General features: G+C 62.8%; 25 protein-coding genes. 16 read left to right on the forward strand and 9 right to left on the reverse strand.

All coding sequences use genetic code 11. From position 1 onward, the window contains the following. Position 1: 1 nt before the first annotated feature. The 3 genes from AC07SZ_RS04100 to AC07SZ_RS04110 are packed head-to-tail and all read left to right on the forward strand — an operon-like array spanning position 2 to position 4931. Positions 2 to 991 carry a tail fiber domain-containing protein gene (locus AC07SZ_RS04100; protein WP_494913350.1) on the forward strand — a complete coding sequence of 330 codons (990 nt, stop codon included), beginning with the start codon at positions 2 to 4 and terminating at the stop codon, positions 989 to 991. Continuing rightward, positions 988 to 3237 (forward strand): phage tail tip lysozyme, encoded by a 2250-nt coding sequence (locus tag AC07SZ_RS04105; protein WP_494913352.1) that lies wholly within the window; start codon positions 988 to 990, stop codon positions 3235 to 3237. Before AC07SZ_RS04100 ends, AC07SZ_RS04105 begins: the two co-directional genes overlap by 4 nt. After that, positions 3237 to 4931, forward strand: a complete 1695-nt coding sequence (locus tag AC07SZ_RS04110; RefSeq protein WP_494913353.1) for a hypothetical protein — start codon at positions 3237 to 3239, stop codon at positions 4929 to 4931. The genes AC07SZ_RS04105 and AC07SZ_RS04110 overlap by 1 nt, the downstream gene beginning before the upstream one ends. Positions 4932 to 5080: 149 nt before the next feature. Here the strand turns inward: AC07SZ_RS04110 and AC07SZ_RS04115 are convergent, their stop codons facing one another. After that, positions 5081 to 5416, reverse strand: coding sequence for a hypothetical protein (locus AC07SZ_RS04115; RefSeq protein WP_494913354.1), 336 nt, complete (start codon positions 5414 to 5416; stop codon positions 5081 to 5083). A 71-nt stretch (positions 5417 to 5487) separates the two neighbouring features. Between AC07SZ_RS04115 and AC07SZ_RS04120 the strand changes: the two genes are divergently transcribed. From AC07SZ_RS04120 to AC07SZ_RS04150, 7 genes are all read left to right on the forward strand, one after another. Continuing rightward, positions 5488 to 6717, forward strand: a complete 1230-nt coding sequence (locus AC07SZ_RS04120) for a hypothetical protein (RefSeq protein ID WP_494913356.1) — start codon at positions 5488 to 5490, stop codon at positions 6715 to 6717. 81 nt (positions 6718 to 6798) lie between these two features. After that, on the forward strand, positions 6799 to 7629 hold the full coding sequence (locus AC07SZ_RS04125; protein ID WP_494913635.1) for a glycoside hydrolase family 108 protein: 831 nt from the start codon (positions 6799 to 6801) through the stop codon (positions 7627 to 7629). After that, positions 7626 to 7844, forward strand: a complete 219-nt coding sequence (locus AC07SZ_RS04130; RefSeq protein ID WP_494913357.1) for a hypothetical protein — start codon at positions 7626 to 7628, stop codon at positions 7842 to 7844. The genes AC07SZ_RS04125 and AC07SZ_RS04130 overlap by 4 nt, the downstream gene beginning before the upstream one ends. A 1-nt stretch (position 7845) precedes the next feature. Next, positions 7846 to 8043, forward strand: a complete 198-nt coding sequence (locus tag AC07SZ_RS04135; RefSeq protein WP_494913358.1) for a hypothetical protein — start codon at positions 7846 to 7848, stop codon at positions 8041 to 8043. Continuing rightward, on the forward strand, positions 8040 to 8279 hold the full coding sequence (locus AC07SZ_RS04140) for an ABC transporter permease (protein WP_494913359.1): 240 nt from the start codon (positions 8040 to 8042) through the stop codon (positions 8277 to 8279). The genes AC07SZ_RS04135 and AC07SZ_RS04140 overlap by 4 nt, the downstream gene beginning before the upstream one ends. Before the next feature lie 911 nt (positions 8280 to 9190). Beyond that, positions 9191 to 9466 carry a hypothetical protein gene (locus tag AC07SZ_RS04145; protein WP_494913361.1) on the forward strand — a complete coding sequence of 92 codons (276 nt, stop codon included), beginning with the start codon at positions 9191 to 9193 and terminating at the stop codon, positions 9464 to 9466. Positions 9467 to 9503: 37 nt separating this feature from the next. Then, positions 9504 to 9755, forward strand: coding sequence for a hypothetical protein (locus AC07SZ_RS04150; protein WP_494913362.1), 252 nt, complete (start codon positions 9504 to 9506; stop codon positions 9753 to 9755). Positions 9756 to 9835: 80 nt separating this feature from the next. On the opposite strand, the gene AC07SZ_RS04155 is transcribed toward AC07SZ_RS04150, so the two are convergent. Next, positions 9836 to 10138 carry a hypothetical protein gene (locus tag AC07SZ_RS04155; protein WP_494913363.1) on the reverse strand — a complete coding sequence of 101 codons (303 nt, stop codon included), beginning with the start codon at positions 10136 to 10138 and terminating at the stop codon, positions 9836 to 9838. 277 nt (positions 10139 to 10415) lie between these two features. Here AC07SZ_RS04155 and AC07SZ_RS04160 point away from each other — a divergent pair, with 277 nt between their 5' ends. Further along, positions 10416 to 11093, forward strand: coding sequence for a hypothetical protein (locus tag AC07SZ_RS04160; protein ID WP_494913365.1), 678 nt, complete (start codon positions 10416 to 10418; stop codon positions 11091 to 11093). Positions 11094 to 11158: 65 nt separating this feature from the next. Here AC07SZ_RS04160 and AC07SZ_RS04165 read toward each other — a convergent pair whose 3' ends face one another. From AC07SZ_RS04165 to AC07SZ_RS04185, 5 genes are all read right to left on the reverse strand, one after another. Then, entirely contained in the window at positions 11159 to 11929 is a 771-nt protein-coding gene (locus AC07SZ_RS04165; RefSeq protein WP_494913367.1) for an SDR family oxidoreductase, read from the reverse strand. Positions 11930 to 11942: 13 nt separating this feature from the next. Beyond that, positions 11943 to 12938, reverse strand: a complete 996-nt coding sequence (locus AC07SZ_RS04170) for an ABC transporter permease (protein ID WP_494913369.1) — start codon at positions 12936 to 12938, stop codon at positions 11943 to 11945. A gap of 121 nt (positions 12939 to 13059) precedes the next feature. Next, complete coding sequence (locus tag AC07SZ_RS04175; protein WP_056562324.1) at positions 13060 to 14100, reverse strand: sugar ABC transporter substrate-binding protein; 1041 nt, start codon at positions 14098 to 14100, stop codon at positions 13060 to 13062. Positions 14101 to 14140: 40 nt separating this feature from the next. After that, positions 14141 to 14905, reverse strand: coding sequence for an ATP-binding cassette domain-containing protein (locus tag AC07SZ_RS04180; protein ID WP_056562321.1), 765 nt, complete (start codon positions 14903 to 14905; stop codon positions 14141 to 14143). Then, positions 14902 to 16068, reverse strand: coding sequence for an ROK family transcriptional regulator (locus AC07SZ_RS04185; RefSeq protein WP_494913370.1), 1167 nt, complete (start codon positions 16066 to 16068; stop codon positions 14902 to 14904). The genes AC07SZ_RS04180 and AC07SZ_RS04185 overlap by 4 nt, the downstream gene beginning before the upstream one ends. A 219-nt stretch (positions 16069 to 16287) precedes the next feature. Here AC07SZ_RS04185 and AC07SZ_RS04190 point away from each other — a divergent pair, with 219 nt between their 5' ends. Beyond that, positions 16288 to 17466 (forward strand): M24 family metallopeptidase, encoded by a 1179-nt coding sequence (locus AC07SZ_RS04190; RefSeq protein ID WP_494913372.1) that lies wholly within the window; start codon positions 16288 to 16290, stop codon positions 17464 to 17466. Further along, positions 17453 to 18691 (forward strand): M20 metallopeptidase family protein, encoded by a 1239-nt coding sequence (locus AC07SZ_RS04195; RefSeq protein ID WP_494913373.1) that lies wholly within the window; start codon positions 17453 to 17455, stop codon positions 18689 to 18691. Before AC07SZ_RS04190 ends, AC07SZ_RS04195 begins: the two co-directional genes overlap by 14 nt. 92 nt (positions 18692 to 18783) lie before the next feature. On the opposite strand, the gene AC07SZ_RS04200 is transcribed toward AC07SZ_RS04195, so the two are convergent. Further along, positions 18784 to 20088 (reverse strand): M23 family metallopeptidase, encoded by a 1305-nt coding sequence (locus tag AC07SZ_RS04200; RefSeq protein WP_494913375.1) that lies wholly within the window; start codon positions 20086 to 20088, stop codon positions 18784 to 18786. A gap of 303 nt (positions 20089 to 20391) precedes the next feature. On the opposite strand from AC07SZ_RS04200, the gene AC07SZ_RS04205 reads away from it, so the two are divergent. Continuing rightward, positions 20392 to 21387, forward strand: coding sequence for a sterol desaturase family protein (locus tag AC07SZ_RS04205; protein WP_494913377.1), 996 nt, complete (start codon positions 20392 to 20394; stop codon positions 21385 to 21387). Continuing rightward, positions 21384 to 22526, forward strand: coding sequence for a GNAT family N-acetyltransferase (locus tag AC07SZ_RS04210; RefSeq protein ID WP_494913379.1), 1143 nt, complete (start codon positions 21384 to 21386; stop codon positions 22524 to 22526). Before AC07SZ_RS04205 ends, AC07SZ_RS04210 begins: the two co-directional genes overlap by 4 nt. Before the next feature lie 31 nt (positions 22527 to 22557). On the opposite strand, the gene AC07SZ_RS04215 is transcribed toward AC07SZ_RS04210, so the two are convergent. Next, positions 22558 to 23025, reverse strand: a complete 468-nt coding sequence (locus AC07SZ_RS04215) for a peroxiredoxin (protein ID WP_494913381.1) — start codon at positions 23023 to 23025, stop codon at positions 22558 to 22560. Between the two features lie 95 nt (positions 23026 to 23120). Here AC07SZ_RS04215 and AC07SZ_RS04220 point away from each other — a divergent pair, with 95 nt between their 5' ends. Beyond that, entirely contained in the window at positions 23121 to 26501 is a 3381-nt protein-coding gene (locus AC07SZ_RS04220; RefSeq protein ID WP_494913383.1) for a hypothetical protein, read from the forward strand. Positions 26502 to 26572: the final 71 nt, after the last annotated feature.

A 26572-nucleotide genomic window follows, 5' to 3' on the forward strand; every position in this document is an offset into this window, starting at 1 on the left:
AATGTGCGCCCCATCAGCACCGGCCCCGCCCGATCCGAAAGAGACAGCAGCGGCATCGACCGGGACGAACGTATCGACTGCCATCGCGAACGCCAACCTCCAGAACGTCAATCAGGTCACGCCTGACGGTTCGCTGACGTATACGCAGACGGGAACCTATACCCAGAAAGACCCATACACCGGCCAAAGCTACGAAATTCCGCGCTACACCGCCACGCAGACGCTTTCGCCCGAGCAACAGGCAATCAAGGCGCAGTCGGACGCGTCCAAGCTCAACCTGAGCACGCTGGCCAATGACCAGTCGGGCTTTCTGAAGGATTACATGTCGAAGCCGTTCGACGGCTCGAACGATGCGACCGAAGCGCGGCTGATCGACCTTGGCAGCAAGCGTCTTCAGCCCATGCTGGACCAACGCCGCGCAGCCAACGAAGCCGACCTTCTCAACCGTGGCATCCGGCCCGGATCGGATAATTACGCGGCCGCGCAGACGCAGCAGGGGCAGAACGAAAACGACGCCTACAACTCACTGATCCTCAACGGGCACGGTCAAGCTTTCTCGGAAGGCCAGGCAACGCGCAACCAGCCGATCAATGAAATCACGGCGTTGCTGTCCGGTTCTCAGGTGTCGCAGCCAAACCTGATCAACCCGAACATGCCGACGATCCCGACCACGGACACCGCCGGCCTGATCAACAAGAATTACGACCAGAAGCTTCAGGCATGGCAGCAGGACGTGGCCAGCCAGAACGGCATTCTGGGCGGCCTGTTCGGTCTCGGCGCGTCGGCGATCAAGTATTCCGACCGCCGGCTGAAGCGTAATATTCGCGCCATTGGCGCCTATGCCAACGGGCTGACGAAGTACGCCTTCGATTATATCTGGGGCGGCTCTGACATCGGTGTGATGGCTGATGAGGTTCGCGCGTTCCGCCCGTGGGCTGTGCGCCAGGTTTGCGGCTTCGATGCGGTCGACTATGAAAGGGCACTTGCATGAGCGTCCAGCCGTCTTTCATCTTCGGTGGGAACACTGGTGTTTCGTCGCCGGAAGAGCTTGCCAGGCTGCGCGCCATCGCGGACGCGCTTTCCGCGCCGCGCGCGCCGAAAAACGTCGGCGAGGGGCTTTCAGCGATCGGCGATGCTCTCGGCTATCGCTTGACCGAGGGCAAAGCCGACAAGATGCAGGCGGCCGGCGATGCCAGCGCGTCCAGCGCCATTGCACAGGCGCTCGGCGGCAGCATGTTCCCGGCGGCTCCCGGTGGTGGCTCGGCACCCTCGGGCGCTGCGCCCGCGCCTGACGGCACCTTGCCTTCGGTCGATGTCAGCAAGGCCGCCCAAGGCTCTGTCGATCCTCAGACGATCTATGCCGGCCTGAAGGCGCGCGGCTTGAACGATGCGCAGGCTTTCGCCACACTCGGCAACTGGAAGCAGGAGAGCGAGTTTCGCCCCGGCGCGATCAACCCCGGAGAGGGCGCGGTCGGTTTCACGCAATGGCGCGAGGGTCGCAAGTCCTCGCTGGAGAACTTCGCCAAGGCAACCGGCCGCTCGGCCAACGATCCCGAAACGCAGATGGATTTCTATGTGCGCGAGGCGGGCATTGTCCCAGATAAGACCGGAACTGTGGTTGTCGATCCCGGTGGCTCGGCTTTTGCCAAGGCGACCGATATCCAAGGCGCAAACCGCGCGCTGAAGGGCTTCATCCGCTATGGCTCGCCATACGACAAGGGCGGCGAGGGCACGCGGCTTGCCAACGCGCTGGCCTATCAAAAGCGTTTCGGCTCGCAGGGCGGCGGTGGCGTTGCTGCTGCGCTCGCCGGTCCCCAGCCCCAGCAAGTCGCATCACTCGATCCCAGCGTCGGCATGCCGCCGGCTCCCAGCCCGGTTGCGGCGGCTCTCCAGCTACCCCAGCAAGGCCCGATCCCGCAGGGGCGTCCCGATGTCGTCGCCGCGCTCAATGGTGCGCCTGCACCACAGCCGGGCGATGTTGGCGGCCCTGGCGCCACCACGCCCGCCGGTCAGCGCGTCCTCGGCCAGATGATGAGCCCGCTTCCGATGGGCGGCAACGCCATGCAGATGCAGCCGCCAGCAGGAGCCCCGGTCGCACCGCCACTGCCTTCCAGCCAGATTGCGCCCGAACCCATGGCCGCCGCGCCCGCGCCGCAAGCGCAGCCAGCGCCCGACAATCTGCCGGTCATGGCTGGCGGGAGCGCGGACGCCATCCAACCAGGCCAAGGCGGCCCGAGCGTGCAGCAGCTCATGCAGGCCGCGCAAAACCCTTGGCTGAAGCCGGAACAGCGCGCGCTCGTCAACGGCCTTCTCGCACAGAAGATGAAGCAGAACGATCCGGCCACGCTGCTCGAGATGGAAAAGAACCGTCTCGACATGGAGAAGACGCGCATCGAGACCGAGCGCCTGCGTAATCCGCAGATGACGCCGGCCGAAAAAGCGCGCCTCGACCTCGACACGCAGAAATTCCAGGCAGACCAGAAAAAACTGATGGAGCTTTCGCCGGGAACGACCGTGTTCGATCCCGCCACGCGCGCGCCGGTCTATTCGGCGCCGAAGGAAACCGCCAAGCCAGCCGGCGTGCAGGAATACGAATACGCCAAGCAGCAGGGTTTCCCCGGCACCTACCAGGACTGGGAAGCATCGAAAAAGGGAGGCATGAGTTTCCAGACCAACCCCGATGGAACCGTGACATTCCAGCAGGGCGGAAACATCAAGCCGATGACCGAGGCGCAGAGCAAGGACACCACCTTCGCGACCCGCGCGGCCGGCGCTCTGCCGCTGCTCGACAAATACGGCGATGCGCTTACCAGCTTCGGCGGAAACCTCGCCGCCAACAGCGGCAAGATCGGCAATTATATGAAGTCGCCAGAATACCAGCAGGCCGAGCAGGCGGGCAAGGAATTCCTGCAAGCCATCCTGCGCAAGGATACGGGTGCCGCGATCACGGCCGGCGAGACGGCGGAATATGGCTCCGTCTATCTCCCCAGCCCCGGCGATAGCCCAGAATTGCTGGCGCAGAAGAAGGCATCCCGCACCCGCGCGCTCGAAGCGATGAAGGCCGGCATGACGCCGCAAGCGGTGCTGGCGCAGGAAAAGGCGCTTGCCGCCTCGCCGAACGCCCCGGATGCCGCAGCGCCAGTAGGCGGAGCGCCGAAGGCCGGCGCAGTCGAGGACGGCTATCGCTTCAAGGGCGGTGATCCGGCCGACAAGAACAATTGGGAGCCCGTGCAATAATGGCCGGTCCTTGGGAGAAATATGGGGCACCCAGCCCGGCGCCAGCCGCCCCGGCCGCGCCTTGGGAGAAATACGGTAAGCCCGCCACGCCCGAAGCCCCGACCGCAGAGCAGCCATCGACTTTGCTCGATATGGCCAAGTCCGGCCTTTCCGGTGTGCGCCAGGGTATCGAAAGCGGCATTGGCGGCTTCGGCGATGTTGGCAAATATCAGGACAGCATCGCGCAATGGGCGGCCGGCAAGCTGGGAGCTTCGCCCGAGACAGCCGCAAAGATCGGCTCTGTCGCCGGCCACCTCACGGCTATCCCCTTCGCGCCGTCGACAAGCGAGATCAGGAGCGTCACCGAGCCGGTGATCGGCAAACCCTACGAGCCGAAAACGACGGCGGGGGAATACGCTCGAACCGTCGGCGAGTTCGCGCCCGCTGCCTTGATCCCGAACGGCGCGGCAAGCTTGCCACAGCGCTTGATCATGCAGGCATTGCTGCCAGGCGTCGGCAGCGAGGCCGCCGGCCAGTTGACGGAAGGAACCAAGGCGGAGCCATTCGCGCGCATCGCGGGCGCCTTGGCGGGCGGCATGCTGCCGAGCGTTGCCGGCCGGGTTATCTCCCCGTTCCCGAACAGCCCCGAGCGCGAGGCCCTTGCGCAGACGTTGACCGGAGAAGGCGTCGACCTCACCGCCGGTCAGCGCACTGGCAGCAACATGCTGCGCTATGCCGAGAGTGAACTCGGCGGTGGCGCCGCGGCGAACATGATGGACCGGCAGGGCGAACAGTTCACCCATGCCGCTTTGTCGCGCGCCGGCATCGCCGCCAACCGCGCAACACCGGAAGTGATCGACGGCGCTTTCAACCGGATCGGCCAGCAATTCGATGACCTTGCCGCCCGCAACCGGCTGGTGCCTGACCAGCAGATGATCGGCGATCTGCGCAACACCATCAACGAATACGGCAACCTGGTGCCCGAGAGTGCCCGTGCGCCGATCGTTGAAAACCTCACCAACGACATCGTTTCGACCATCCGCGCCAATGGTCAGATCCCCGGCGATTCCTATCAATCGCTGACCTCACGTATCGCGCGTGCCGCTCGGGCGACTAAAGACCCCGAGCTTGGCAGCGCGTTGCGCGGCATTCGCGAGACGCTGGACGACGCCATGGAACGTAGCATCCAGGCCACCAACCCGGCCGATGCCGGCGCATGGCAGGATGCGCGCAACCAGTATCGCAATCTGCTGACCATTGAGAAGGCCGCGACCGGTGCAGGGGAAAACGCGGCGGCCGGCATCATCTCGCCGTCGGCGCTGCGCAATGCCACGGTCAACCAGAGCCGCCGGGCCTATGCGCGAGGCGATGGGGATTTCGCCGATCTTGCCCGCGCTGGCGAAGGCGTGATGAAAGCGCTCCCGCAATCGGGCACCGCGCCGCGAGCAGCTGTCAGGGGCGCATTCTCGACCGTAGGCGGCATTGCCGGCGCCGCTGGCGGCGGTGGCGTTCCTGGTGGGGTGCTTGGCGCGCTTGCTGGCGCTGCCCTCCCGCCTTTGGCCGGCAGGGCTATCCTGTCGGATGTTGGGCGGGCATATCTCGGGAACCAGGCGGCGGCTGGCCTACCGACTTCTGATCCGCGCACGGCCGCGATTATCGCCGCGCTGCTGAACCGACCTGACGCCAGCCGGCTTCTGTCGCCCCCGTCGAACTAGATCGATCGACTTCGACAGCAGCCATGTCACGGCCATTGCGAGGAACCCGGCATTGACCGAGGCGACGAACGGGTTGTCCATCCATTGGTACTGGACGTTCGCGAATAGGAAACCCATCGCCACGATGATCTGGAGAAGCCGCCAGCCCATCAATAGCAATTGGTGTTGACGACGCCACCCATGCCGGGCGTCGAGGTACAATTGATTGGGCGGTGCGCTGCTGCGTTGCGCTGCATGTTGGCGCCAGCGGCGGCCAGGCCATCGCCAAGACGCCGGCGCGCGTCAGCGTTTGCCTGCCGGGTAGCGACTTCCCGATTAACTTCCTGTTGCATGCAAGCATCGAACTCCGGTGAGCCTTGCGGGGCACCTTCCGCCGCGCATCGTTTGTGCAGCTCGAGCGCAAGAGCCTTCGTTTCGGCGTAGCTCATCTGTTGAATCGGCTTCGATTGACAGCCTGAAATGGCGATCGCCAAGACGAAAATCAAGCATCTGTTCATTTCGCATCCCCCGCCTGCACCATCGCAGAAATCTTGCCGAGATGGAAGTAGGAGCCTCAATGCCGCGCGCTGGTGGAGTATACTCAGCCCCTCCGGGCACAACGGCAGTCCCGAACACGACGGTTGCGAGCGCGCCTTACAACGCCCTTGTCGCCGATCTCGTAGCCGATGCCAACGCGGCGCGGCCGGTCACGGCTGGCGGCACTGGATCCGGGACAGCCGTCGGCGGCAATGACAACCTGAACGTTGCCGGCGCAAGCATCGCCTCGGCCTCCACCGTCAACCTGGCCAACGCCACCGGTGTTGCACTCACCATCACCGGAACGGTGACAATCACCAGCTTCGGCACACTCGCGGCCGGCGCCGAGCGCGTGTTGACCTTCGCCGGCATCCTGACGCTCACCTACAACGCAACGTCGATGATCCTGCCGGGTGCGGCCAACATCGTCACGGCAGCGAACGACGTTGCAACCATGCGGTCGCTTGGCGGCGGTAATTGGCAATGCGTGAGCTACCAGCGGGCAAATGGCGGCCTTATTGTCAACACGCTGGTCCAGCCGACGCTGACACTGAAGCAGAGCGCCGCGCCGACGCCAACCGCGGAAGGCGATATCCAGTGGGACACCGACGATAACGCCATTGCGATCGGCGACAGCGCCGCAACGCAGCTTTTCTTGCCGATCCCGGCCTCAACGGCGGCAGGCGATATCGAATATTTCTCAGGAGCCAAGGCCAAGGCGAGGCTTGCCAAAGGCACGGCGGGCCAATCGCTCGTCATGAATGCCGGCGCGACTGCGCCAGCATGGGGCGGGAGCCGTGTCACAGGAACTCCGGTTGCATCAACCTCGGGCACGGCGATCGATTTCACCGGCATCCCCGCATGGGCGACACAGGTAGTCATCGCATTGGCCGGGGTGTCGACCTCCGGGTCGTCGTCACTGCTCCTCAGACTCGGTTCCTCTGGTGGCGTAGAGGCGACAGGCTATGTTGGCGCCACTACGAATCCCGGAAACAATGGCACCACACTTGGAACCAACCATTCGACCGGATTCATTGTTTCAACTTTCGCCGCAGCCGAGAATGTCAGTGGCCTGCTGACCCTTAGCTTATTGGACGCCGCAGCCAACCAATGGGCGTATGGAGGCAGCGTTGGCAACGGTGTGGTCGCTTATACTGCTGGTGGCGGCGGCAACAAGTCTCTCGCAGGCGTGCTCGATCGCGTCAGGCTGACCACGATCAATGGGACTGACACCTTCGACGCCGGCAAGGTCAACATTTCGTGGATGTAGCTTGGCCGAAATGCGCCTCCCATTCGACTTTCGGGCCGCCTTCGAAGTCGTCGGCTTTAACCTTTTGCGGCTCCTTTGGCGGTGGTTTCGGCGGCTTCGGAGCAAGTCTCTCGGCAGTATTGGGCATGTAATCCCCCATCGCGACCAGCTTTTATAGCAGAATCCGAAGCGGGAAGCGAACGAAAAGGAAGAGAAATGGACCGCAATTTCGCTAAAGCGCTGGCCCTGGTCCTGAAATCCGAAGGCGGATGGTCGGACAACCCGGCCGATCCCGGCGGCGCCACAATGCGCGGCGTCACTCTGGCGAATTTCCGCCTCTATGTCCAGCAGAACGCCACCAAGGACGATCTGCGCAACATCACGCCCGAGCAGATCAGCACGGTTTACCGGCGCTTTTATTGGGATGCGGTGCTTGGCGCGGAACTGCCCGACGGCGTTGACTATGCCGTGTTTGATTTCGCCGTGAACAGCGGGCCGGGCAGGGCGGCAAAATACCTCCAGCAAGTCGTCGGCGTCCAGGTCGACGGGCGTATCGGCCCGGCCACGCTCAAGGCCACGCGCGCCATGCTGTCGTCAACCGTCATCGATGAGATTTGCGACCGGCGCTTGAGCTTCCTCCAGGGTCTTGGCACATGGGGAACCTTCGGCAAAGGCTGGGCCGCCCGCGTAAAGTCGGTGCGCGAGCAAGCGCTGATCATGGCCGCGCAGCCGGCCACCTCGCAACCCAGCATTCCCGCGCCTTCCGCGCCGATTCCCGCGCCGCAGCCGGCCGCCCCGCGCGGGCCGCAACCGCTGCCCGCCAAGCCCCCGTCCAAGACCGGAGCGGCTGTCAGCGTCCTCGCCCTGCTCGTCATGGCGCTCGCCGGCTTCTGGAGCCATATCACCGCCTTTTTCGGGAGCATCTTCCAATGAAATGGTTCAACTCCAACAGCTTTCACAACTTCATCAACACGCTGATCCTCATCATCAGCGCCGTGGCCGGGTTCGACTGGACCATGTTCGGCATCCAGCCGGAAATGGCTCTGAAGGTCACCGGCACGCTGGCGCTGCTCAAGCTGGTCATCAACGCGGTGCGCGACGGGCCGAGCGGCATGGTTGCGCCACCGCCGCCGGCCGAGGAGAAGTGAGATGGAAAGTCTCGGATCGGCAATCGGCACCATGGTCGTCTTTTTGGCCAGTGTAGCCGCGTTCGGTGTGATGGCCTTGGCGTCCGGTCTCGGGCTGGCCCTTTGGTCAATTTGGCTTCCGATCACGCTCTGGCAGGCGATAGCCGTCATGGCCGCCTTCGGCTGCTGTGGCGTGTTCTTGATATCGAGGATCAAATGACCGCGCTCCTCGGCTTCATCCTCACCAACCCGACAATCATCGGCATCGGCGCAGCAATCGTTGCGGTAGCCGGCGCATTCATCAAGGGGCGGCTGTCCGGGGCATCCGCCGAGCGCCACCGGCAGGCGGTGGAAACTGCCGCCGCCGCCACAGAAGCCCAGAAGATCGATGACGCCGTGGCAGGGCGCCCGCCAGCAGACAACCGGAAGGAACTGGGTCAGTGGTCAAAGAGTTAGACTACATGTCGCCATGTTTTCAGATTGACGACATCGGCGATTGTGCGCGGTGCGACGCGGTACTTTTTAGCCAGCATAGAGCGGCTTAACGGCGATGCCCGGATGTCTCGGATATCGCGGTCGTTCAGTCGCGCGTTGTGATGATCTTCGCCTTGTTGCCGCGTCCCATGAGCGAGCATGTCGCCAAAGTTTTGTTCGTGGGTTGCCCACCTCAGGTGACGAGGGTGGACGCATCCCAAATGGCCATTTCCGCAGGAATGAGCCGCCTCGTGTTTGGCGGTTGGTGCGGGGCCGTTGCGATGCGCGCACGATACTCTGTGGGCATAGTCCCGTATCCCTCCCCAGTAGACTTGGCCGTATCCAGCGTCGTTCCTACCGAATGGCCACAAGATACAATCACCATCCCTTGGGTCTGATGCGAAGAGCTTCTCTAGAAACCGAGCGGGCTCGCCTTTCTCTCGGCCAACCTTAAGAGGGTCCCCATGCCTATACCAACCCATGTGGTGTCTTTTACACCATCCGCGACAGACGGCCGGCTTGCCGCAATCAGGAATCGAGCATATTCGGGGAGTAGCCATGTGGAGCCTCCTGAGCTTCAGTGGTTAGAACCCGCTCGCAGCGCTCGTAACGCTCGGCGGGTTCGCTATTTGTACCAAAGAACTGTGAGCGCCGCTATCAGATTTGCGCGCTTGTTCTGTTTCTGCGCGACGGCATTTGTAAGTGCATGCACCACTTCTTCAGGGAGTTTTTGCGCCGTAGAGCATCCGATCCGCCCGACCAAGGCAGAAGTCGCCACGCTCTCGGATGCATCGGTCTCGGCGATCTTGGCTCATAACCGCAAGGGCGAAAAGCTTTGCGGCTGGAAGCCATAGCAGTGCATCAAAGGGCAGCAAGACATGGTGGATGAAACGATGGACGGCGATCTGAGGAGCCGCATGGTCAGTGCTGAACACCGAGGCGCAGAGCATGCGCAGCGGCTCACTGCGCTGGAGACCTGGAAGCAGCAGACAGACGTTTCCGACGCCCGCAAGGAAGAGCAGTGGAAAGCCATGAACGTCAAGATTGATCATGTTGGCAAGGGCGTCAACGAGGTCCAAGGCACGCTCAAATGGATCGGCCGCACGATCATTGGTGGGATTCTCGCCGCGGTGCTGGTGTTTATGGTCAAAGGCGGCTTCGCCCCCTGATCTTCCCCACTCCCTAGCCCTGCACTATATCGGCTCCATGAGCACTCTCGCGGAGATCAAAGCAGCAGGTGAAGGGCTGATGGCGAACTGTGCCGGGCCAAACTGCGGGCATGGAAAGCCGCTACCCCTGGATATGCTCATAGAGCGCTACGGCGCCGACTATGACATGATCGGTGAAACCCGGATTGCCAAGGCCTGCAAATGCGAGCGGTGCGGCCACAAGGGTGCTGTGATCCACATCATGGCGAACCATGCTCCTGTCGGCTATCGCGAGGTGAAGGGCCGATGACAGGCGGCAACGGATACGTGGCGTAAACGTCGCCGGTGTTCCGCAGGATCGCATTGACCTGATCGTTCATCGGCTTCATGCTAAGGTAGAAGCGGCTGTCTTTTTCTGACGCCACTTCGGGCAACTCTCTCTACCATTTCCGGTGTCTTTTCCTCCGCAGGCATGGCATAGAGCGGCTCTACCACGGCGTTAGTGCAGCCCTTGACATAAGCCAGCCGGTTGTTCGCGCCGTGCTCAGCATCTTCGCGCGTCAGATAGAATGACATCGCCGTGTTGTTCGTGATGACACGGTAAGCGGCTGGCGCAGATCTGGGCACAGCCTCTCGTAGCGTCTCCATCGTCTCGTCATGCAAATTCATGATGCTTTTGGTCAGCTTGCTCATTGCCTTCTCCATGGTGACAGCGCATTTACAAAGTGCTCTAAGGTCCGCCGAACCTGATTCAGTGGAACGATTTATGAACACGTGCGAAAAGGACCACTTCGCGAAGTGCTCTCTTGCCGGAGTTGTGCGGGTTTGGGTGAGGAGCCCATAGTTTACACCGAAGATGTCGGCGGTTCGAGTCCGTCATCGCCCACCAGATTTCGCATCATCGGCTGGCCGCTTTTTGTGAAGGGTGCCGCGAAAAGAGACCCCGGGCCAAGATTTGAACGTAGATGTGATGCGTTTTTGGATATTCCCTGTTCGTCGTAACATCGTCGTCTCGCTGGTCGGATGTCTGTTGGTGGCGGGCTGCTTCGACGTGAAGCAGGATCTGGCATTCCGGCGCGATGGGACCGCGACGGCCAATATCCGGATAGCGGTGGATGCCTCGCTGTTGGCGATGGCCAAGAACGCGAACGGCAAATGGTGCAGTTCCGACAAGCTGTTGTCGTCGCCGGGCATAACCGGAACCGCCGAGCAGAAAACCGAGGGCAGCGATGAGGTCTGCTCGCTGTTTTTCTCCGGCAAGACGGACGATCTCGTTGCGGCTCTTTCGAACGCCAATATCGGAGGAGACAAGAAGCAGGGCGTGCAGCTCAATCGAGTAGGGGACAATTACGAATTCGTCGTCAATTTCCCCAGTCTCAAGCCAACCGACAAGTATGCCGACGATCCGATGGCGCAAGGGCTGCAGACCCTCATATTGGCGAAGATGTCAGGCAGGCACATTGCATGGACGGTGACGGCTCCGCGCATCATCGAGACAAGTGGCACGATATCGGATGACGGACGCACGGCATCCTATTCTCGACCGCTTGCATCGGCATTTTCCAGCGATCGGCCGACGACATTTCGCGCCGTGTTCTCGCTGGAACCGCCCGGAATGCTCGAACAGCTGTTCAACTGGTTTCGGTAAGCCTTTGCAGGAAGCCGCGGAACGGCGACGGAAAGAGCGGCGACTTTTCCTCGCGGGTTAAGGAATCACGGCGGCGCCATCCGGAAATCCTTGCCTTCGGGCAGTAACTGCCCGCCGTCGACGACGATGGTCGTGCCGGTGATGTAGCTGGCATCGTCCGAGGCCAGGAACAGGAAGGCATTGGCGACGTCGCGCGGACTGCCGAGGCGGCCGAGCGGGATGGAATCCTCCATGTTCTTGATATAGGCGGCGCCGCGATGCTGCTGGATGGCCTCCGTGAGGATGTTGCCGGGCTCGACGCCGTTGACGGTGATGCCGTAGCCGGAGAATTCCAGCGCCGCCGCCCGGATGAAGCCGTTGATGCCGGCCTTGCTGGCCGAATAATGGCCATGGCCGGGACTGGTCACGTGCGGGCCGGTGATGGAGGAGGTGTAGAGCATGCGCCCGGAGCGCTGCGCCTTCATTGGCACCAGTGCGGCGCGGCTGGCATTGAACGTGCCGCGCAGATTGACGGCCATCACGCGGTCCCAGTCGTCGGCACTGGTGTTTTCGATCAGTTGCCAGGGATAGATACCGGCATTCTGCACGATGATGTCGAGGCGGCCGTGATGCTTCAGCGCCAGTGCCACCGCGGCCTCCGCGTCGGCCATTTGCGAGATGTCGGTGCGGATGAAGGGGACGCCCAGTTCGTCGGCTGTCGCTTGTCCGGCCCCGGCCTCGGCGTCGGCGAGTACCAGACTTGCGCCTTCCTCGGCGAAGCGCAGCGCGATTCCCTTGCCGATGCCGCGCGCGCTGCCGACGATCAGCGCCACCTTGTCCTTCAGTCTTCCGGTCATGCGAGCCGTCCTGTCATGCGAGTCTTTGGCGAATGGTTTGCTTGAATGCGTCGAGCAGCACCGCGGCCAGCACCAGGAGGCCATGGATGACCTGGGTGAAGTTGGCCGGCAGTCCCATCAGGTTGATCGCCGTGTTGATGGCCGAGAGCAGGAGCACGCCGGCATAGACGCCGGGCAGGGTGCCGACGCCGCCTTTCAGGCTGACGCCGCCGATGACGACCGCGGCAAAGGCGTTGAACAGCAGCCCGACGCCGAGGTTTGCCGTGGCGCCGGAGGTGCGGATCGCCAGCAGCCAGCCGGCAAGGCCGGCGATGGCGCCGGCAAGCACGAAGGCGATGATGAGGTTGCGGTTCACCCGGATGCCGGCGCGGAAGGTCGCCGTCTCGTTGCCGCCGATCATCACGAGGTGCCGGCCGAACGGCGTCTTGGCCATGATCAGCGAGAAGACGACGAAACAGGCGATGGCGATCCAGGCCGTCAGCGGCAGGCCGATCAGCCGCTGAATGCCGAACCAGCGGATGGCGGGTGCCAGATCCTGAGCCGAGCGGCCGCCCGAAATGACCAGCACCAGGCCGCGCACCCAGATGTAGGACGCCAGCGTGATGATGAAGGCGCTCATCTTGACCTTGACCACCAGAAACCCGTTGAAGGCGCCGATGAGACCGCCGACGGCCAGGGCCAGCAGCAGCGACGCAGGGACCATCAGCCATTCCGGGTGCAATTGGATGCCAAGGCCGATGCCCGACGAGCAGAACAGGATGCCCACCGCCATGGCGCTGAGCGCCGCGACGGATTCGACCGACAGGTCCATGTGCCCGGCGATGATGACCAGCGCCAGGCCGATCGACATGACGCCGAGCACGCTCGAGGCCTCGATGATGTTGGCGAAGATGCCGAGCTGGAAATAGCTCGGGATGAAGATGGAGAAGACCACCAGCACGAAGACCAGCATGAACCAGACAAGGTTGTCGAGGACGAACTCCAGGGCATGGCGGGTGCGGGGGTTCATGAGCTGATCCGGCTGGCGCATGAACCCCGAAAACTCGATTTCGGCGAGGATCTTGCGCGGATTGATGTTGCGGAGAAGCGGCTCCGGACCAGCTTGGTCCGGAGCACCTTATGCGGTCGGCCTATTCGACCGGTTTGACGGTATCCGTCGGCGCCTTCTGGTTGCCCCAGAAGGCCGGATTGTCGACGTTTTCCTTGGTGATGGCGGCACCCGGGATCTTGATGTTCGGCCCCCACGCTTCCTTGGTCACGGTCGATTTCAGGCCCAGCACGTCATAGTCGCCGGGCTTGATCTCCTGCTTGTTGGCGACCTTGTCCATGAACATGGCGACGGCCGCGGCCTGCGCGTAGAGCGGCTGCTCGACTTCGACGTTGAGCCAACCCTTGCGGATCAGGTCGAGGCCGACCGGCGCGCCATTCGAGCTCATCAGCATGACGTCGCCCGGCTTTTTGCCGGCGGCCTCGAGCGAGGCGACGGCGGCGACCGAGAGATGCGCGGCATGGCTGAAGATCAGGTCGATGTCGGGGTTGGCCAGCATCTGGTCGGCGACGATGGTGCCGGCGTTGCTGGCTTCCCATTGCATGGCCGGCAGCGAGATGATCTTGACGTCCGGGAACGCCTTCATCTTCTCCTCGAAACCCTTCTGGATGTCGAGCGTGTAGGGATCGCCGGGATCGCCGAGCACCTGCAGCACCTTGCCCTTCACCGAACCGTTCTTCGCCTTCAGCAGCTTCTCCGCCTGGTCGGCGGCGATATGGCCGATCTCGACGGTACCCGCCACCGAGGTGAAGTCGGAAGGCGTCGACGTGATCTGGCGGTCGAACTCGACCACCGGGATGCCGGCCGCGCGTGCGGCCTCGATGGACGGCTTCAACGCGTTGAAATCGACCGCCGCCAGGATGATCGCCTTTGGCTTCAGCGCGATGACGTCGTTCATCTGCGATTGCTGGGCGTCCGTCTTGTTGTCGGCGTTCAGCGTCTTTATCTCGTAGCCGACCTGTTTCAGGAACAGTTCCAGCGCGGTCACCGAGCCGGTCTGGAACTCGTCCAGCAATGTCGGCACCATATAGTAGACGGTCCCCTTGGACTGGGCGAATGCCGGCGTGAGCGTGGCAAAGGCCAGTGCCAGGATACCGAAGACAGCAAGAAGTATTCGCTTCATGTCGTTCGCTCCTGTTGAGCCGGACCCCTCTTTTTGTCCCTCAGCCAGCCGGTCCGGCACCGGCAAGCGTCTCGCCGGTGATCATGTTGATCACCGCATCGGGACTTGTTTTGTTTCTGGCGACATCGCCGGCCACGACACCTTGCCGGATCACCACGATTCGGTCGGCGACCTGAAAAGCCTGCTGCATGATGTGGGTGATGATGACGACGCCGATGCCCTGGCTCGCCACCTGGCGGATCATGTCGAGGCCGCGCCGCGTCTGCTCGACGCCAAGGGCGGCGAACGGCTCGTCGAGAAGCACCAGCTTGCCGCCCCAATGCACGAACCGGTTGAGTTCGATGGCTTGCCGCTGGCCGCCCGAGAGGTGCTCGACATTGGTGCGCAGTGATGGAATGCGGGTGCCGGCGCTGGCCAGCGCCTTCGCGACGACGGCCTCCATGGCGCGCTCGTCGAGCACGGGAATGCCCAGGACTTTCCTGGTGATCTCGCGGCCCATGAAGAAATTCGCCACCACATCGACATTGGTGCACAGCGACAGGTCCTGGTAGACGGTTTCAATGCCCGCCGCCTTCGCCTCGGCCGGCGACCTGGCAAGAAACTCCTTGCCCTCGAACAGCATGCGGCCGGAGGTCGGCTCCAGCCCGCCGGCGATGATCTTGACCAGCGTCGACTTGCCGGCGCCGTTATCGCCGAGCAGCGCGACGACCTCACCCTTGCCGATGGAGAAACTGATTCCCTTGAGCGCTTCGATCGCGCCGTAGTTCTTGGTGACGTTGTCGAGTACCAGCAGCGGTTCGCTCATGCGGCAATCTCCTTGGGCGCGAGGAGATCGCGGCCGCGTTCGCGCTCGGCCGTGAACATCTGGCCGAAGCGGGGCGACAGCACTCCGGAAACCGCGAGGGCGGCGGCACCGCGCAATACCGAATGCTGGCCGCCCCGTGCGACCATGACCCGGGGCGTCGTGCGGTCCTCGCGCGCGGAAACGGAGTTGTGGAGACCTTCGGTCGAGCCAGCCAGCCGTTCGAGCAGGTCGGTGGATGCCAGCCCACCGAGGATGACCGTTTCGGGGTCGAAGAGATTCTCGATGACGGCAATGGCATTGTGAAAGATCGGTGCGACTTCCGCGACCCAATCGGCCTCGCTGCCGTTCCAGCGTCGGAGCGCCTCGAGCGAGAGGTATCTTTCGAGACAACCCCGGTTGCCGCAAGGACAGGCCTCGCCCCCGGGAACGACAGGGATGTGCCCGACCTCGCCGGCATTTCCCCAGGCGCCACGCAGTGGGCTGCCGTCATGAACCATGACGCCGCCTAGGCCGACGCCGAAATAGAGATAGTAATATTCAGAGAATTGAGCGCCGAGGCCGTAGAGCCGCTCGCCCATGGCCGCCGCAGCCATGTCGGTTTCGAAGAAGGCCGGCAGCCCTGTCGAGGCCGCCAGCCGCTCGCGCAGCGCCACATCCTTCCAGCCGCTCATGGTGGTCGGGCCGACAAAACTCATGGATTCGACGCCGAATGGTCCGGGCAGGGCCAGGCCGACTCCAAGCACCCGTCCTCCAGCCCGCAACCTGGTCAATTCGATCGCCATCGCGCCGATCAGGTCGAAGGCATGGTTCGGCGTCGCGTTCGGGGCTTCGCGATAGGTGCTCTCGATCACGTCGCCACTCAGATTGATCAAGGCGGCATTGATGCCCAGCGGGGTGATGTGGATGCCGACTGCATAGCCGCCCTCGGGATTGATCCGCAGCGTCGCAGGAGGCAGGCCGCGCCCCTTCGGCTCTTCGCGCACCGAGAGGATGTAGCCCTGTTCTTCCAATTCGCGAACGATGGTCGAGACCGTTTGGACGGTAAGCCCGACGCGGTTGGCGATCTCGCCACGGGCGATCGGTCCATGAAGGCGGATGGACTCAAGCACGATGCGCCGGTTGTACGGCCGCCCGAACTCCTGATTGGTCCCCCGCAATGCCATGCCTTGCGCCCTCGGTTGACGCAAGGTTCGCACCAAAGATTTTTTCAGTCAAATGGAATTCAAAAATAAATCGAAGCGGCATCCCAAGCGCCCGATGGGGCGTAGGCCATACCCGGCCTAGGACCTGTTCACCTGTCGCCCTTGGCCGATTGCCGTCATGGGAAAACGCTTCAATGGTGGGCAAGCCTCGCAACCCGTTGAACAGAGCATGGAGTAGAGATGATCGAACTGCCGTTTGCCCGCGACGAATACCAGCAGCGGCTTCGCAAGATCCGCGCCGAGATGGCGAGGCGCGGTCTCGAGCTACTTGTCGTCAACGACGTTGCCAGCCAGCATTACATCACCGGCTACGATGGCTGGTCATTCTACACGCCGCAGGTGGTGCTGGTTCCCTTGGAAGAGGTCGAGCCGGTCTGGATCGGGCGCGCCATGGATGCGGCTGGTGGTCTTCTGACGGCATGGATGAAGCCCGAGAACGTGGTTGGCTTCCCGGAAGATCATGTTCAGCGGGCCGATCGCCACCCCATGGACTGGATCGCGAACTGGATCGCCGCCAGGGGATGGGGTGCCAGACATATCGGCATCGAGCTCGAAGCCTATTATTTCTCGCCAAAGGCACATGCCAGGCTCGTCGCCGGCCTTCCCAACGCCAAATGGCACGATGCAGACCTTCTGGTGAACTGGATCCGCGCGGTCAAATCGGCACCCGAGATCGCCTATCTGCGCAAGGCATCGATCCTGGCCGAGGCGGCCGTGACGCGGGCCTTCGAGGTGATCGCTCCTGGCGTGCGCGAATGCGATGCCATTGCTGCCATCCAGGCCGCGCAGATCGCCGGCAACCCGGATTTCGCGGGCGACATCACCGCTCTTCCGCCGACAATCCTCGGCGGCGAGAATGCCTCGGCCCCGCACATCATGTGGAGCGACAGGCGGTTTGGAGACAACGAGACGATTGCGCTGGAACTGGCCGGTGTATGCCGCCGCTATGCGGCCGGACTGGCAAGAACGATGCAACTGGGCAAGACGCCGGCGCGCGTCTCGGACACGGCGAAGGCAGTGATCGAGGGCATGGATGCGGTTCTCGATGCGGTCAGGCCGGGAACATCGGCCGAAGCGGTCGAAGGTGCGTGGCGCAAGGTCATCCAGCGCTACGGATTGAAGAAGGAATCGCGCATCGGCTATTCCATCGGCGTCGCCTATCCGCCCGATTGGGGCGAGCACACGATCAGCCTCAGGCCCGGCGACAAGACGGTACTTCAACCCGGCAACGTCCTTCATTCCATCCTCGGAATGTGGATGGATGGCTGGGGCATCGAGGTCTCCGAAACCATCCTGGTAACCGAAACCGGCCATGAGACCCTGACGAAGTTCCCGCGAGAGATCCATGTCAAACCCTGAGGGTTCGGCCATGGCAGGCGATGTCGCCGGTCCCGGCGCGGTCGACATCGACGCCGGGCTTCTCGACCGCATGATCGAAATACGGCGCCATCTGCACCGCAATCCCGAGCTGTCGAACCGCGAGGCCTACACGCAGCGTTATCTCAGGCAAAAGCTGGCCGGCGAGGGAATAACCGATATTCGCGATGTCGCGGGCTTTGGCCTGGCCGTCGATATTGTCGGCACCGGCAAACCGTCAAATCGAAAGATTGCCATTCGCGCCGATATCGATGCCTTGCCGATCGAAGAAGAGTCCGGCGTCGACTACGCCTCGACAAATCCCGGCGTGATGCATGCGTGCGGCCACGACGCCCACGCATCGATGGGCTTCGCGGTTGCCGCGCACCTCCATCAATCAAGGGCCGATTTTGGCGGCACCGTGCGTCTCATCTTTCAACCGGCCGAGGAGGACTCGCCCTCGGGCGGCAAACGTGTGGTGGAGGAGGGGCTGCTCGACGATATCGACGCCGCGATCTGCCTTCACGTCGATCCGTATACGCCATCCGGCAAGATCGCGGTGCGCTCTGGTCCCTACACGCTGGCGTGCGATACGTTCGATGCCGTCGTCATCGGCGAGGCGGCCCATGCGGCAAAGCCCTATGAGGGCATCGATGCGATCGCCGTGGCCTGCTCCATGGTGAGCGAGTTGCAGAAGATCGTCTCGCGCGAGATTGATCCCTACGATCCGCTGGTCATTTCAGTCACCGGTATCAACGGCGGCAGCGCTTACAATGTTATCGCCGGCAAGGTCACCTTGAAAGGGACCATCCGCAGTGGCAGCGATGCAACCCGCGAGCGGGCTTGGCGGCGTGTTCGCGAAATCCTCGAGGGCACGGCAGCGAGCCACGGCGCCAGTGTGGAACTCGCCATACACAAGGGCGAACCTGGGGTCGTCAACGACGCCGAGATGGCCGAACTGGTTGTCGCCAGCGGCAAGGCCTGCATCGGCGCCGACAATGTCCTCAACACGCCCGGATGGACCATTGCCGACGATTTTGGCTACTACAGCGAGAAGCGCCCATCGGTCTATTTCCGGCTCGGAATCCGTAATGAGCAGGTTGGCTCGGTCTTTCCGCTTCACCATCCCAAATTTCGCGTCGACGAGGCCGCCTTGAAGATTGGTGCGGCCACGCTGATTGCGGCGGCGACCGGATTTCTGTCGATACGGCCGGGGAGCACAGACTGATCAGACGATCAAAGACCGGTTCATGCTTGGCTTTCATGACAGCCCTTGAGATGCATGTTCAATATTGCTGATCCAACCCGGGCTTGCGCGCCTCAGAGATACTGGGCAACTTTCTTGCCGACGGTGAGGAAGCGGAGGGGATCGATCGCTTCGCCGTTGTGGCGCACTTCGTAGTGCAGATGTGGGCCGGTGGAACGGCCGCTGCTGCCGGTCTTGCCGACGATGGAGCCGGCGTCCAGCTTCTCGCCCACGGTCACGTCGATTTCGCTCAGATGTCCATAGCGGGTCGCAAAACCATTGCCGTGGTCGACCTCCACCATGCGGCCATAGCCCCCGTTCCAGCCCGCCTTTGTGACAATGCCGGGCGCCGTGACCTTGGCCGCCATGCCGATGGGAGCCCTGAAGTCCATTCCCGAGTGCAGCGCGGCGGTGCCGAGGATAGGATCGGTGCGCACGCCGAACGGACTGGTGACGGAGTGGCCAGGGGCGGGGTTGGCAAGCGGCAGCCGGCGCGCTTCCTTCTTTAATTGGTCAAGCGTATCCAGGGCTTCGTCCAGTTCCTTGACCTTGCTGTCGAAGATCATCGAACTGTCGAGCGGGATCAGCGGGCCGCCGACATCGCTCTCGTTCTTGCCGAAATCGCTGTCGACCGGCAGTCCGGCCGCCGCCAGCGCCTGCTGGATGGCATCCGCGCTCTTGTAGGCATTGTCGGCGAGCGTGCTGATGCGGGTGAGTTGTTCGTTCTCGATGGATTTCAGCGACTGGTTGATCGAAACGAACAGCTTGTCCGCGCGATCCGCTGCGGAATCGCTGGGCAGTGGATCGGTACGGGTCGACCACAAGGAGAACGGCCTGGTGTCGGCGGCGCCCAGGTCGACGCCCAGGCTGGCGACCGCGTAGTTCGGCGCCGGCTGGCTGATGCTGCCGGTCACGTCGGCGTGCTTGTCGGGCTTGGCAGCCGTTGCGGGATCCTCCACGGGTTCCGTTCCAACCTCATTCTCGGCGCGTTCGAGCAGCGGGCCGAGGCGGCCGTGCCGCTGGCTGAGCTGTGTCTGGCGTTCGAGCAGTTCGCTGACCTTGGTTTCCATCAGCTGCTGGTCGAGCAGCTGGCGGCTGGTGATGCGGTCGACCTGGGCGCGAAGTGCCGAGATGCGGTCTTCATAAGCCTGCTGCATGCGCGCCTGGCGCGCGGTGGTGGCGCCGATCAGGTCGTCGCGCAGCACGAGATAGGACGTGGCCAGCAGGTAGCCGATGGCAATGGCGGCGAGTGCCGAACCGATGAATGCCGCGAGCCAGGGCCGGATCGTGAAATGCCTGATCTCGTTGCCGCGCGCGATGATGACGGTGTGAGGTTCCTTGCGCCTGCCGAAGACTGCGGACTGACCGGTTGCGTTCACGGGACCAAGCTTTCGTTTACGACATCACGACGGTCGGACTACACATTATTAAGGTTAACAAAGCTTTGCGGGATTGAATGCGCGGAGGCGAATGCACGCGGAGCGGGCGGGAAGTTGCATGAAAACCGCCAAGTTGAGGCCCGGTGTCGCGAAATCCCTGGCAATCGGCATCAACTTGCTGGCAGGAGAAGCGACTGACGCTCGCGCGTTAGAGGTTAGTTTCTTAACTGTCTTCGATTGCTTTTAGTTGACGGTTTTCGAGTAAAAGCGTGCCGGGGTTTGGGATTCATTATGGTTATGGGAATGCTGAGCGATCTGGTTGGCAAGATCCTCGACAAGATTTCGGGCACTGGTCTGCTGGCGACGGGGCTTTTGCTGCTGACTGCCTTTGTCAGCGCGCTCGTGGCCTATTGGCGCACGGTCGAGACTAAGAGCTGGAAGGAGTTTTTCGAGTTCGCCATCCCGCACGAGGTCATCACCCATCCCTCGGCGAAGGCCGATCTGCTGTTCTGGGTAACGAAGAAGGCCCTGATGCCCTTCCTGATGCTGCCTGCCGGCATTGTCTTCGTCACCGCGGTTGGCTACGCGACCAACTGGCTGTTTTCGACACTCTTCCAGTTCCAGCCGCCCCTGATCGAGGGGCAGGCGGGGCCGATGACGGTGCTGGTCTTCACCATCACCATGCTGCTCGCCTACGATATTTCCTACTATCTCTATCACGTTGCCCAGCATCGCTATCCGCTGCTTTGGGAGTTGCACAAGGTGCATCACTCGGCCGAGGTGATGGTCGGGATCACCAAGGATCGGGTCCATCCGCTCGACGAGCTGATGAATCGGGCCTGGGACGGCCTCATCGTCGGCGTCTGCTTCGGCATCTGGTCGTTGATTTCGCTTAACCTTGTCGAACTGACCGTCTTTGGCGTTAACGTCTATGTCATGCGCAACATCCTGATGATGGATTTCGTCAGGCACACGCATTTCAAGATCTCGTTCGGCCCGCTCAACAATGTGATCCTGTGTCCTCATTGGCACCAGTTGCATCACAGCACCGATCCACGCCATTACGACAAGAATTTCGGCCTGCTGTTCTCGTTCTGGGACCGGCTGTTCGGAACATTGTGCGTGCCGAAGCCCGACGAGGACTTCAAGTTCGGACTGATCGACCGCGATGTGCGCGATTATCAGTCACTCGCCGGCCTCTATCTCATGCCGCTGAAGCGGATGTGGAGGCATATCGCCAGGCGCATGCGGCCTGGAAAACCAAGGACCTCACGGTCATCTGAGGGAACACGGCCATGAACGCTCCTTTCGTGCTCGCCATCCCGCGGACACGCACCTTCGAAGTCGTGACATCGGCGGAGCGGCTGGCCGAGATCACGCCGGCCTGGAGCGCACTTTGGCGGCGCGTCGACGGGCTGGTCTTCCAGCACCCGGAATGGATCGCGGCCTGGTGGCGCACGACCCCGCAGCAGGAACTGCGCACGCTCAGGATCGGGCTGGCCTGGAACGGCGACCGGCTCGATGGCGTGATTGCGCTCGCCACTTTCAAGCGCTCCGGGATCCGCATGCTCGAATGGGCGGCGAAGGATCACAGTGACTATGGCGACGCACTGCTGGCCCCGGACTGTGATCCGCAGGCGCTCTCCCGGCTCTGGCAGTACGTCCTTGATCAGGGTGGCTTCGACCTGGTCTATCTCAACCGTCTGCTGCCGGATGCCGGTGTTGGTGCTCTGCTGGACCCGGCCTCGCGCCATGGCAAGGCACTACGGCCCAACCACCGCAGTGAAATCAGCTATCGCGTCGCCGGTCCCTGGCAGGGTGGGGCGAAATGGTTCGAGACACTGTCCAAGAAGGCCCGGCAGAACTACCGCCGTGGCCGCAAGTTCATGGAGGAAGGCGGCGAATTGCGTTTCCGCCTGCTGGATGCGGACGAGCCGCGCGAGCCCGTGCTCGCGCGGGTTGCTGCGCTCAAGCGCCTCTGGCTTGCCCGGCATGGCCGCGTCTCGGACCTGTTCGACGAGGGCTCGCCCGTTCTTGCCGCGCTTGTTTCCGTGCTGGCCAAACTCGGGCTGTTGCGCATCTTCGTGCTGGAGCTTGACGGCACGATCATCGCCGTCTCCATCAATTTCGAGCAGCATGGCACGATGATGGCTTTCGTCACCACCTACGATCCCGAATACGAGCGCGCCTCACCGGGCATGGTACTGATGATGGACTACATCCAGTGGTCGCTCGACCGTGGCTTGGCCAAGGTTGATTTTCTCTGCGGCGGCGAGGATTTCAAGCGCCGCTTCGCCACTGAATCAGTCACGCTGTGGTCGATGATGGGCGCGCGTGGTCTGCGCGGCCATCTCGCCGCGCTGGCCGATCATGCGAACCATGTTGCGAAATCCTGGCGGGCGCGGCGGCAGCCGAAGGCGGAGACGTCAGACGAGTAAGGTCGGCTCGTGTGAACCTGCCATCGCGCGTTCAAAGCGCGCGAACGGCTTCCAGCACTTCCTCGGCATGGCCCTTGACCCGGACCTTGCGCCAGATCCTGGCGATCCGCCCGTCGCGGCCGATGAGGAACGTCGCGCGCTCGACGCCCATGTATTTGCGGCCATACATCGATTTCTCGACCCAGAGATGGTAGGCTTCGATCACCTTGCGTTCCTCGTCGGCGGCGAGATCGATGGTGAGATTGTATTTCGACTTGAACTTGTCATGCTTCTTGACGGGATCGGGCGACAGGCCGATCACGACGGCACCGGCCTTCTCGAAGTCCGGCTTCAGCTGTGAAAAGCTGATCGCCTCCTGCGTGCAGCTTGTGGTGTCGTCCTGCGGATAGAAGTAGAGCACCACGGGTTTGCCGGTCGATGCGGCCAGGCTGAGCGAACCGCCGCCATCTCGCGGCAGGTCGAATTGCGGCGCAAGATCGCCCACGTCGAGGTCAGCCATATCGATGCCCTTGTTTGAGGTTACGCGCGAAGCCACACCGATATAGTGTCGAGCGGGGATTCGTCCACGAGCGAATTTGTACAACGGAAGATGGCGTGGATCAGGAGCAACCGCAGCACGAGAAGATCAGGTTCAGGCGGGATGAAATCACCGACCTGGGGGCTTTGCCGTCCGCGTGCCGCGTGCCGCCGCTCGGTCAGGCGTCGATCGGCCGCGGCTTCCGCATCCTTTCGCGCGTGTTCGCCGGCGTTGTCAGCCTCGTGCTGCTGGCAGCGGTCGTCGTCTATCTGGTCGGGGCGTCCGGCATCGGCTCCGAGCGGCTTCGGGCGGAAGCCGAGATCGCCATCGAGAGACTTGCCGGCGTCGATGTCCATGTCGCTGTCGGGCCGGCGCGCATCACGCTCGACAGTTCGAGCTTCGTCGCGCTTCAGGTCAGCGACGTCAGCCTGAAGACATCGGATGGCAAGCCGATGGCGGATGCCGGCCGTGTTCGCTTCGGCATGCGCCTGATACCACTGCTGTGGGGGGAGGTGCGGCTGACCAGCGCCAGGATCTCCGACGCGCGCATCGTCACGGCCGCGATGCCGTCGGGCGGTGACTGGACAGCCGGCTTGCGCAATGAGGATGGCCTCGTCGATCCCGAGAAACTGTCCGACGCGGTGTTCGGCAACATCCATCAGGCGCTCGACGCCGTGCGGGAAGATTCGCTGCGTCGGATCGATCTCAGCAATGTCGAATTCGTGTTGCCCGAAACCGGGACGATCAAGCTGGTCACGATCACCGACGCCACCGTCGTGCAGTCAGGCCCGGGCGGTATGGAGTTTTCCTCCGAGGCGAATGTCGACGGCAGAAAGGTTACCCTTGCCGCGTCCGCCACCCGTGATATCGCGGCGCACCGCGTGACGGCGCTGACCGCGAACATCGACCTGGCGGCTGCCGACAACACCGCGGCCGGTGCCGGGAAGCTGGGTGCGGTCGCATTGAAGCTGACCGGCTCTGAGGGATCCGGCGCGAATGCATCGCGGCTGACAGCCGCCATCTCGTCCGCCGGGTCCGTGCTTGATCTTGGCACGCGCGGCCTGCTGCCGGCCGATTTCGATGTCGATGCCACGCTTGTCCATGGCAGCAACAAGATCCAGGTCGACAGGCTGCTTCTGAAAACCGGCCGGTCTTCTTTCAATTTCGGCGGCTCTATAGGGCCAAAGCCGGCGACAGGGGAGGCGGGCGAGGAACCCTCCTATCGTTATGACCTGACCAGCGACGGTTCGACCTTGGCGCCATCGGAATCGCCCGAGCCCGCGCTGCCATTCATCGCCCGCATTGCCGGCGTCTATCAGACCAAGAGCCATAAGCTGGTGGCCGAGCAGATCGCGGTTCGATCCGACGCTTCCGGCGAGGTGCTTGGCACCGCGGCCGTTGAATTCGTTGACGGCAAGGCTCCCGGTGTCAATCTTGCGCTCAACGTCCATGACATGCTGGTCTCGCACGTCAAGCAGTTGTGGCCGTGGTTCTCGGCGCGCAACGCGCGGCTCTGGGTGCTGGACAATCTATTCGGCGGCCGCGTCGTCGATGCCAATCTTCAGTTCCAGGTCGTGCCGGATCGCCTCGGCAACGGCGTTCCGCTTTCGGCCGACGAAGTGTTCGGCCGCTTCCAGATCGAGGGGGCTCGCTTCGACACGGCAGGCCGCATTCCGCCGATACGCGACGCGGTCGGCGTCGTCGCCTTCCACGGCAACGACGTCGACATTTCGCTCTCATCGGGCACCGTCTTCATGCCCAGCGGCCGCACCGTGGCGGCCAGCAACGGCACACTGTCGGTCAAGGCGGCGAACCACCCGCCGGTCATCGGCGCACTCGACATTGACGTGGAGGGAGAGGCGTCGGCTGTCGCGGAACTCGCCTCATACGAACCGATCAACGCCATGCGCCATGTCGGCTTCCTGCCGGAGGACCTGTCCGGCAGCGTTACCGGCCATGTCAGGGCCGACATTCCGTTGCAGTCCGGCGTCGACACCTCGAAGCTCGACTGGCTGGTGTCCCTCGACTACACCGGCCTGTCGCTGGCCAAGCCGTTCGAGGGACAGACCGTCACCGATGCCGACGGCTCGATCACGGTCGACCCTGTAAAGGCGGTGATTTCCGCCAAGGCGTCGCTGAACAACATTCCTGCCGAACTCGACCTCGTCGAACCGTTGGCGGATGACGGGCCGCCGCGCAGCCGCAAGGTGGCCCTGGTGCTTGACGACAAGATCCGCGCCGCCGCCATGCCCGGCCTGACGCCGATGCTGGGCGGAACGGTGAAAGTCGCGATCGACAAGAGCGGCAGCGGCAATCAGAATGTGTCGGCCGACCTGACCAATGCCAGGCTGGACATTCCCTGGGCCGGCTGGAGCAAGGGGGCAGGGGTCCCGGCCAGTGTCACCTTCGTCATGACCAAGTCCGGTGACACCACGACACTGTCCGATTTCAACCTCGATGGCAAAACATTCTCCATCGACGGCGGCATCGTGCTGATCAACGGCGCCCTGTCGTCGGCAAAATTCAGCAAGGTCACCTTGAACAGGGGTGACGATGTCGCGATTTCGGTGAAGCGGTCGGGCAAGGGCTACGCGGTCGACATCAATGGCAATGCGCTCGACGCCCGATCGCTCATCAAGCAGTTCATGTCGGATGTGGACACCGCAACCAAGACCACGGGGACAGACAACATTTCCGTCAGCGCCGACGTCGGGCAGCTTACCGGTTTCCACGACGAACAACTGTCCAACCTGAAGCTGGACTACAGCGCGGCCGGTTCAAGGGTGAACGGCCTGAAGGTCAGCGCCACGGCCAGTTCTGGCGCGGCCATAGCAGTCAGCAACACTGCCGGCGACGGTCGGCGCTCGCTCAACGTGCAGTCGGCGGATGCCGGCGCTATCCTGAGATTTCTCAACATCTACGAACATATGGAAGGCGGGTCGATCACCCTGGCGCTGGCGGGAGCGGGCGACGGACCGATGAGGGGCAAGGTCGACACCAGCAACTTCTTCATCGTCAATGAACCGAAACTGGCCTCTATCGTCTCGACCACGCCGGCCGGGGACAACCGCAGCCTCAACCAGGCGGTCAAGGGCAATCTCGATACGTCGCGGGTGAAGTTCGAGCGCGGCTATGCCGAGATCGAGAAAGGCAGCGGTTATCTGAAGCTGGCCAATGGCGTGCTGCGCGGCCCCCGCATCGGCACGACGTTCCAGGGCATCCTCTACGACCAGAACAACAATATGGACATGACCGGCACCTTCATGCCGGTCTATGGCCTCAACCGCATCTTCGGCGAACTGCCCATCGTCGGCGCGCTTCTCGGCAACGGCCGCGATCGCGGCCTGATCGGCGTCACCTACCGGCTCAGGGGCAATGCCAACAAGCCGGTGCTCGACGTCAACCCGCTGTCGGTGATCGCGCCGGGCATCTTCCGGTCGATCTTCGAGTATCGCTAGAACAATTCCAGGAAAAGTGTGAAACGGATTTTTTCCGGGAAAAGCGCTTGGCGCTTTCCCCTGGGATTCCG

It is taken from the genome of Mesorhizobium sp. GW821-FHT07A06, from assembly GCF_059419085.1.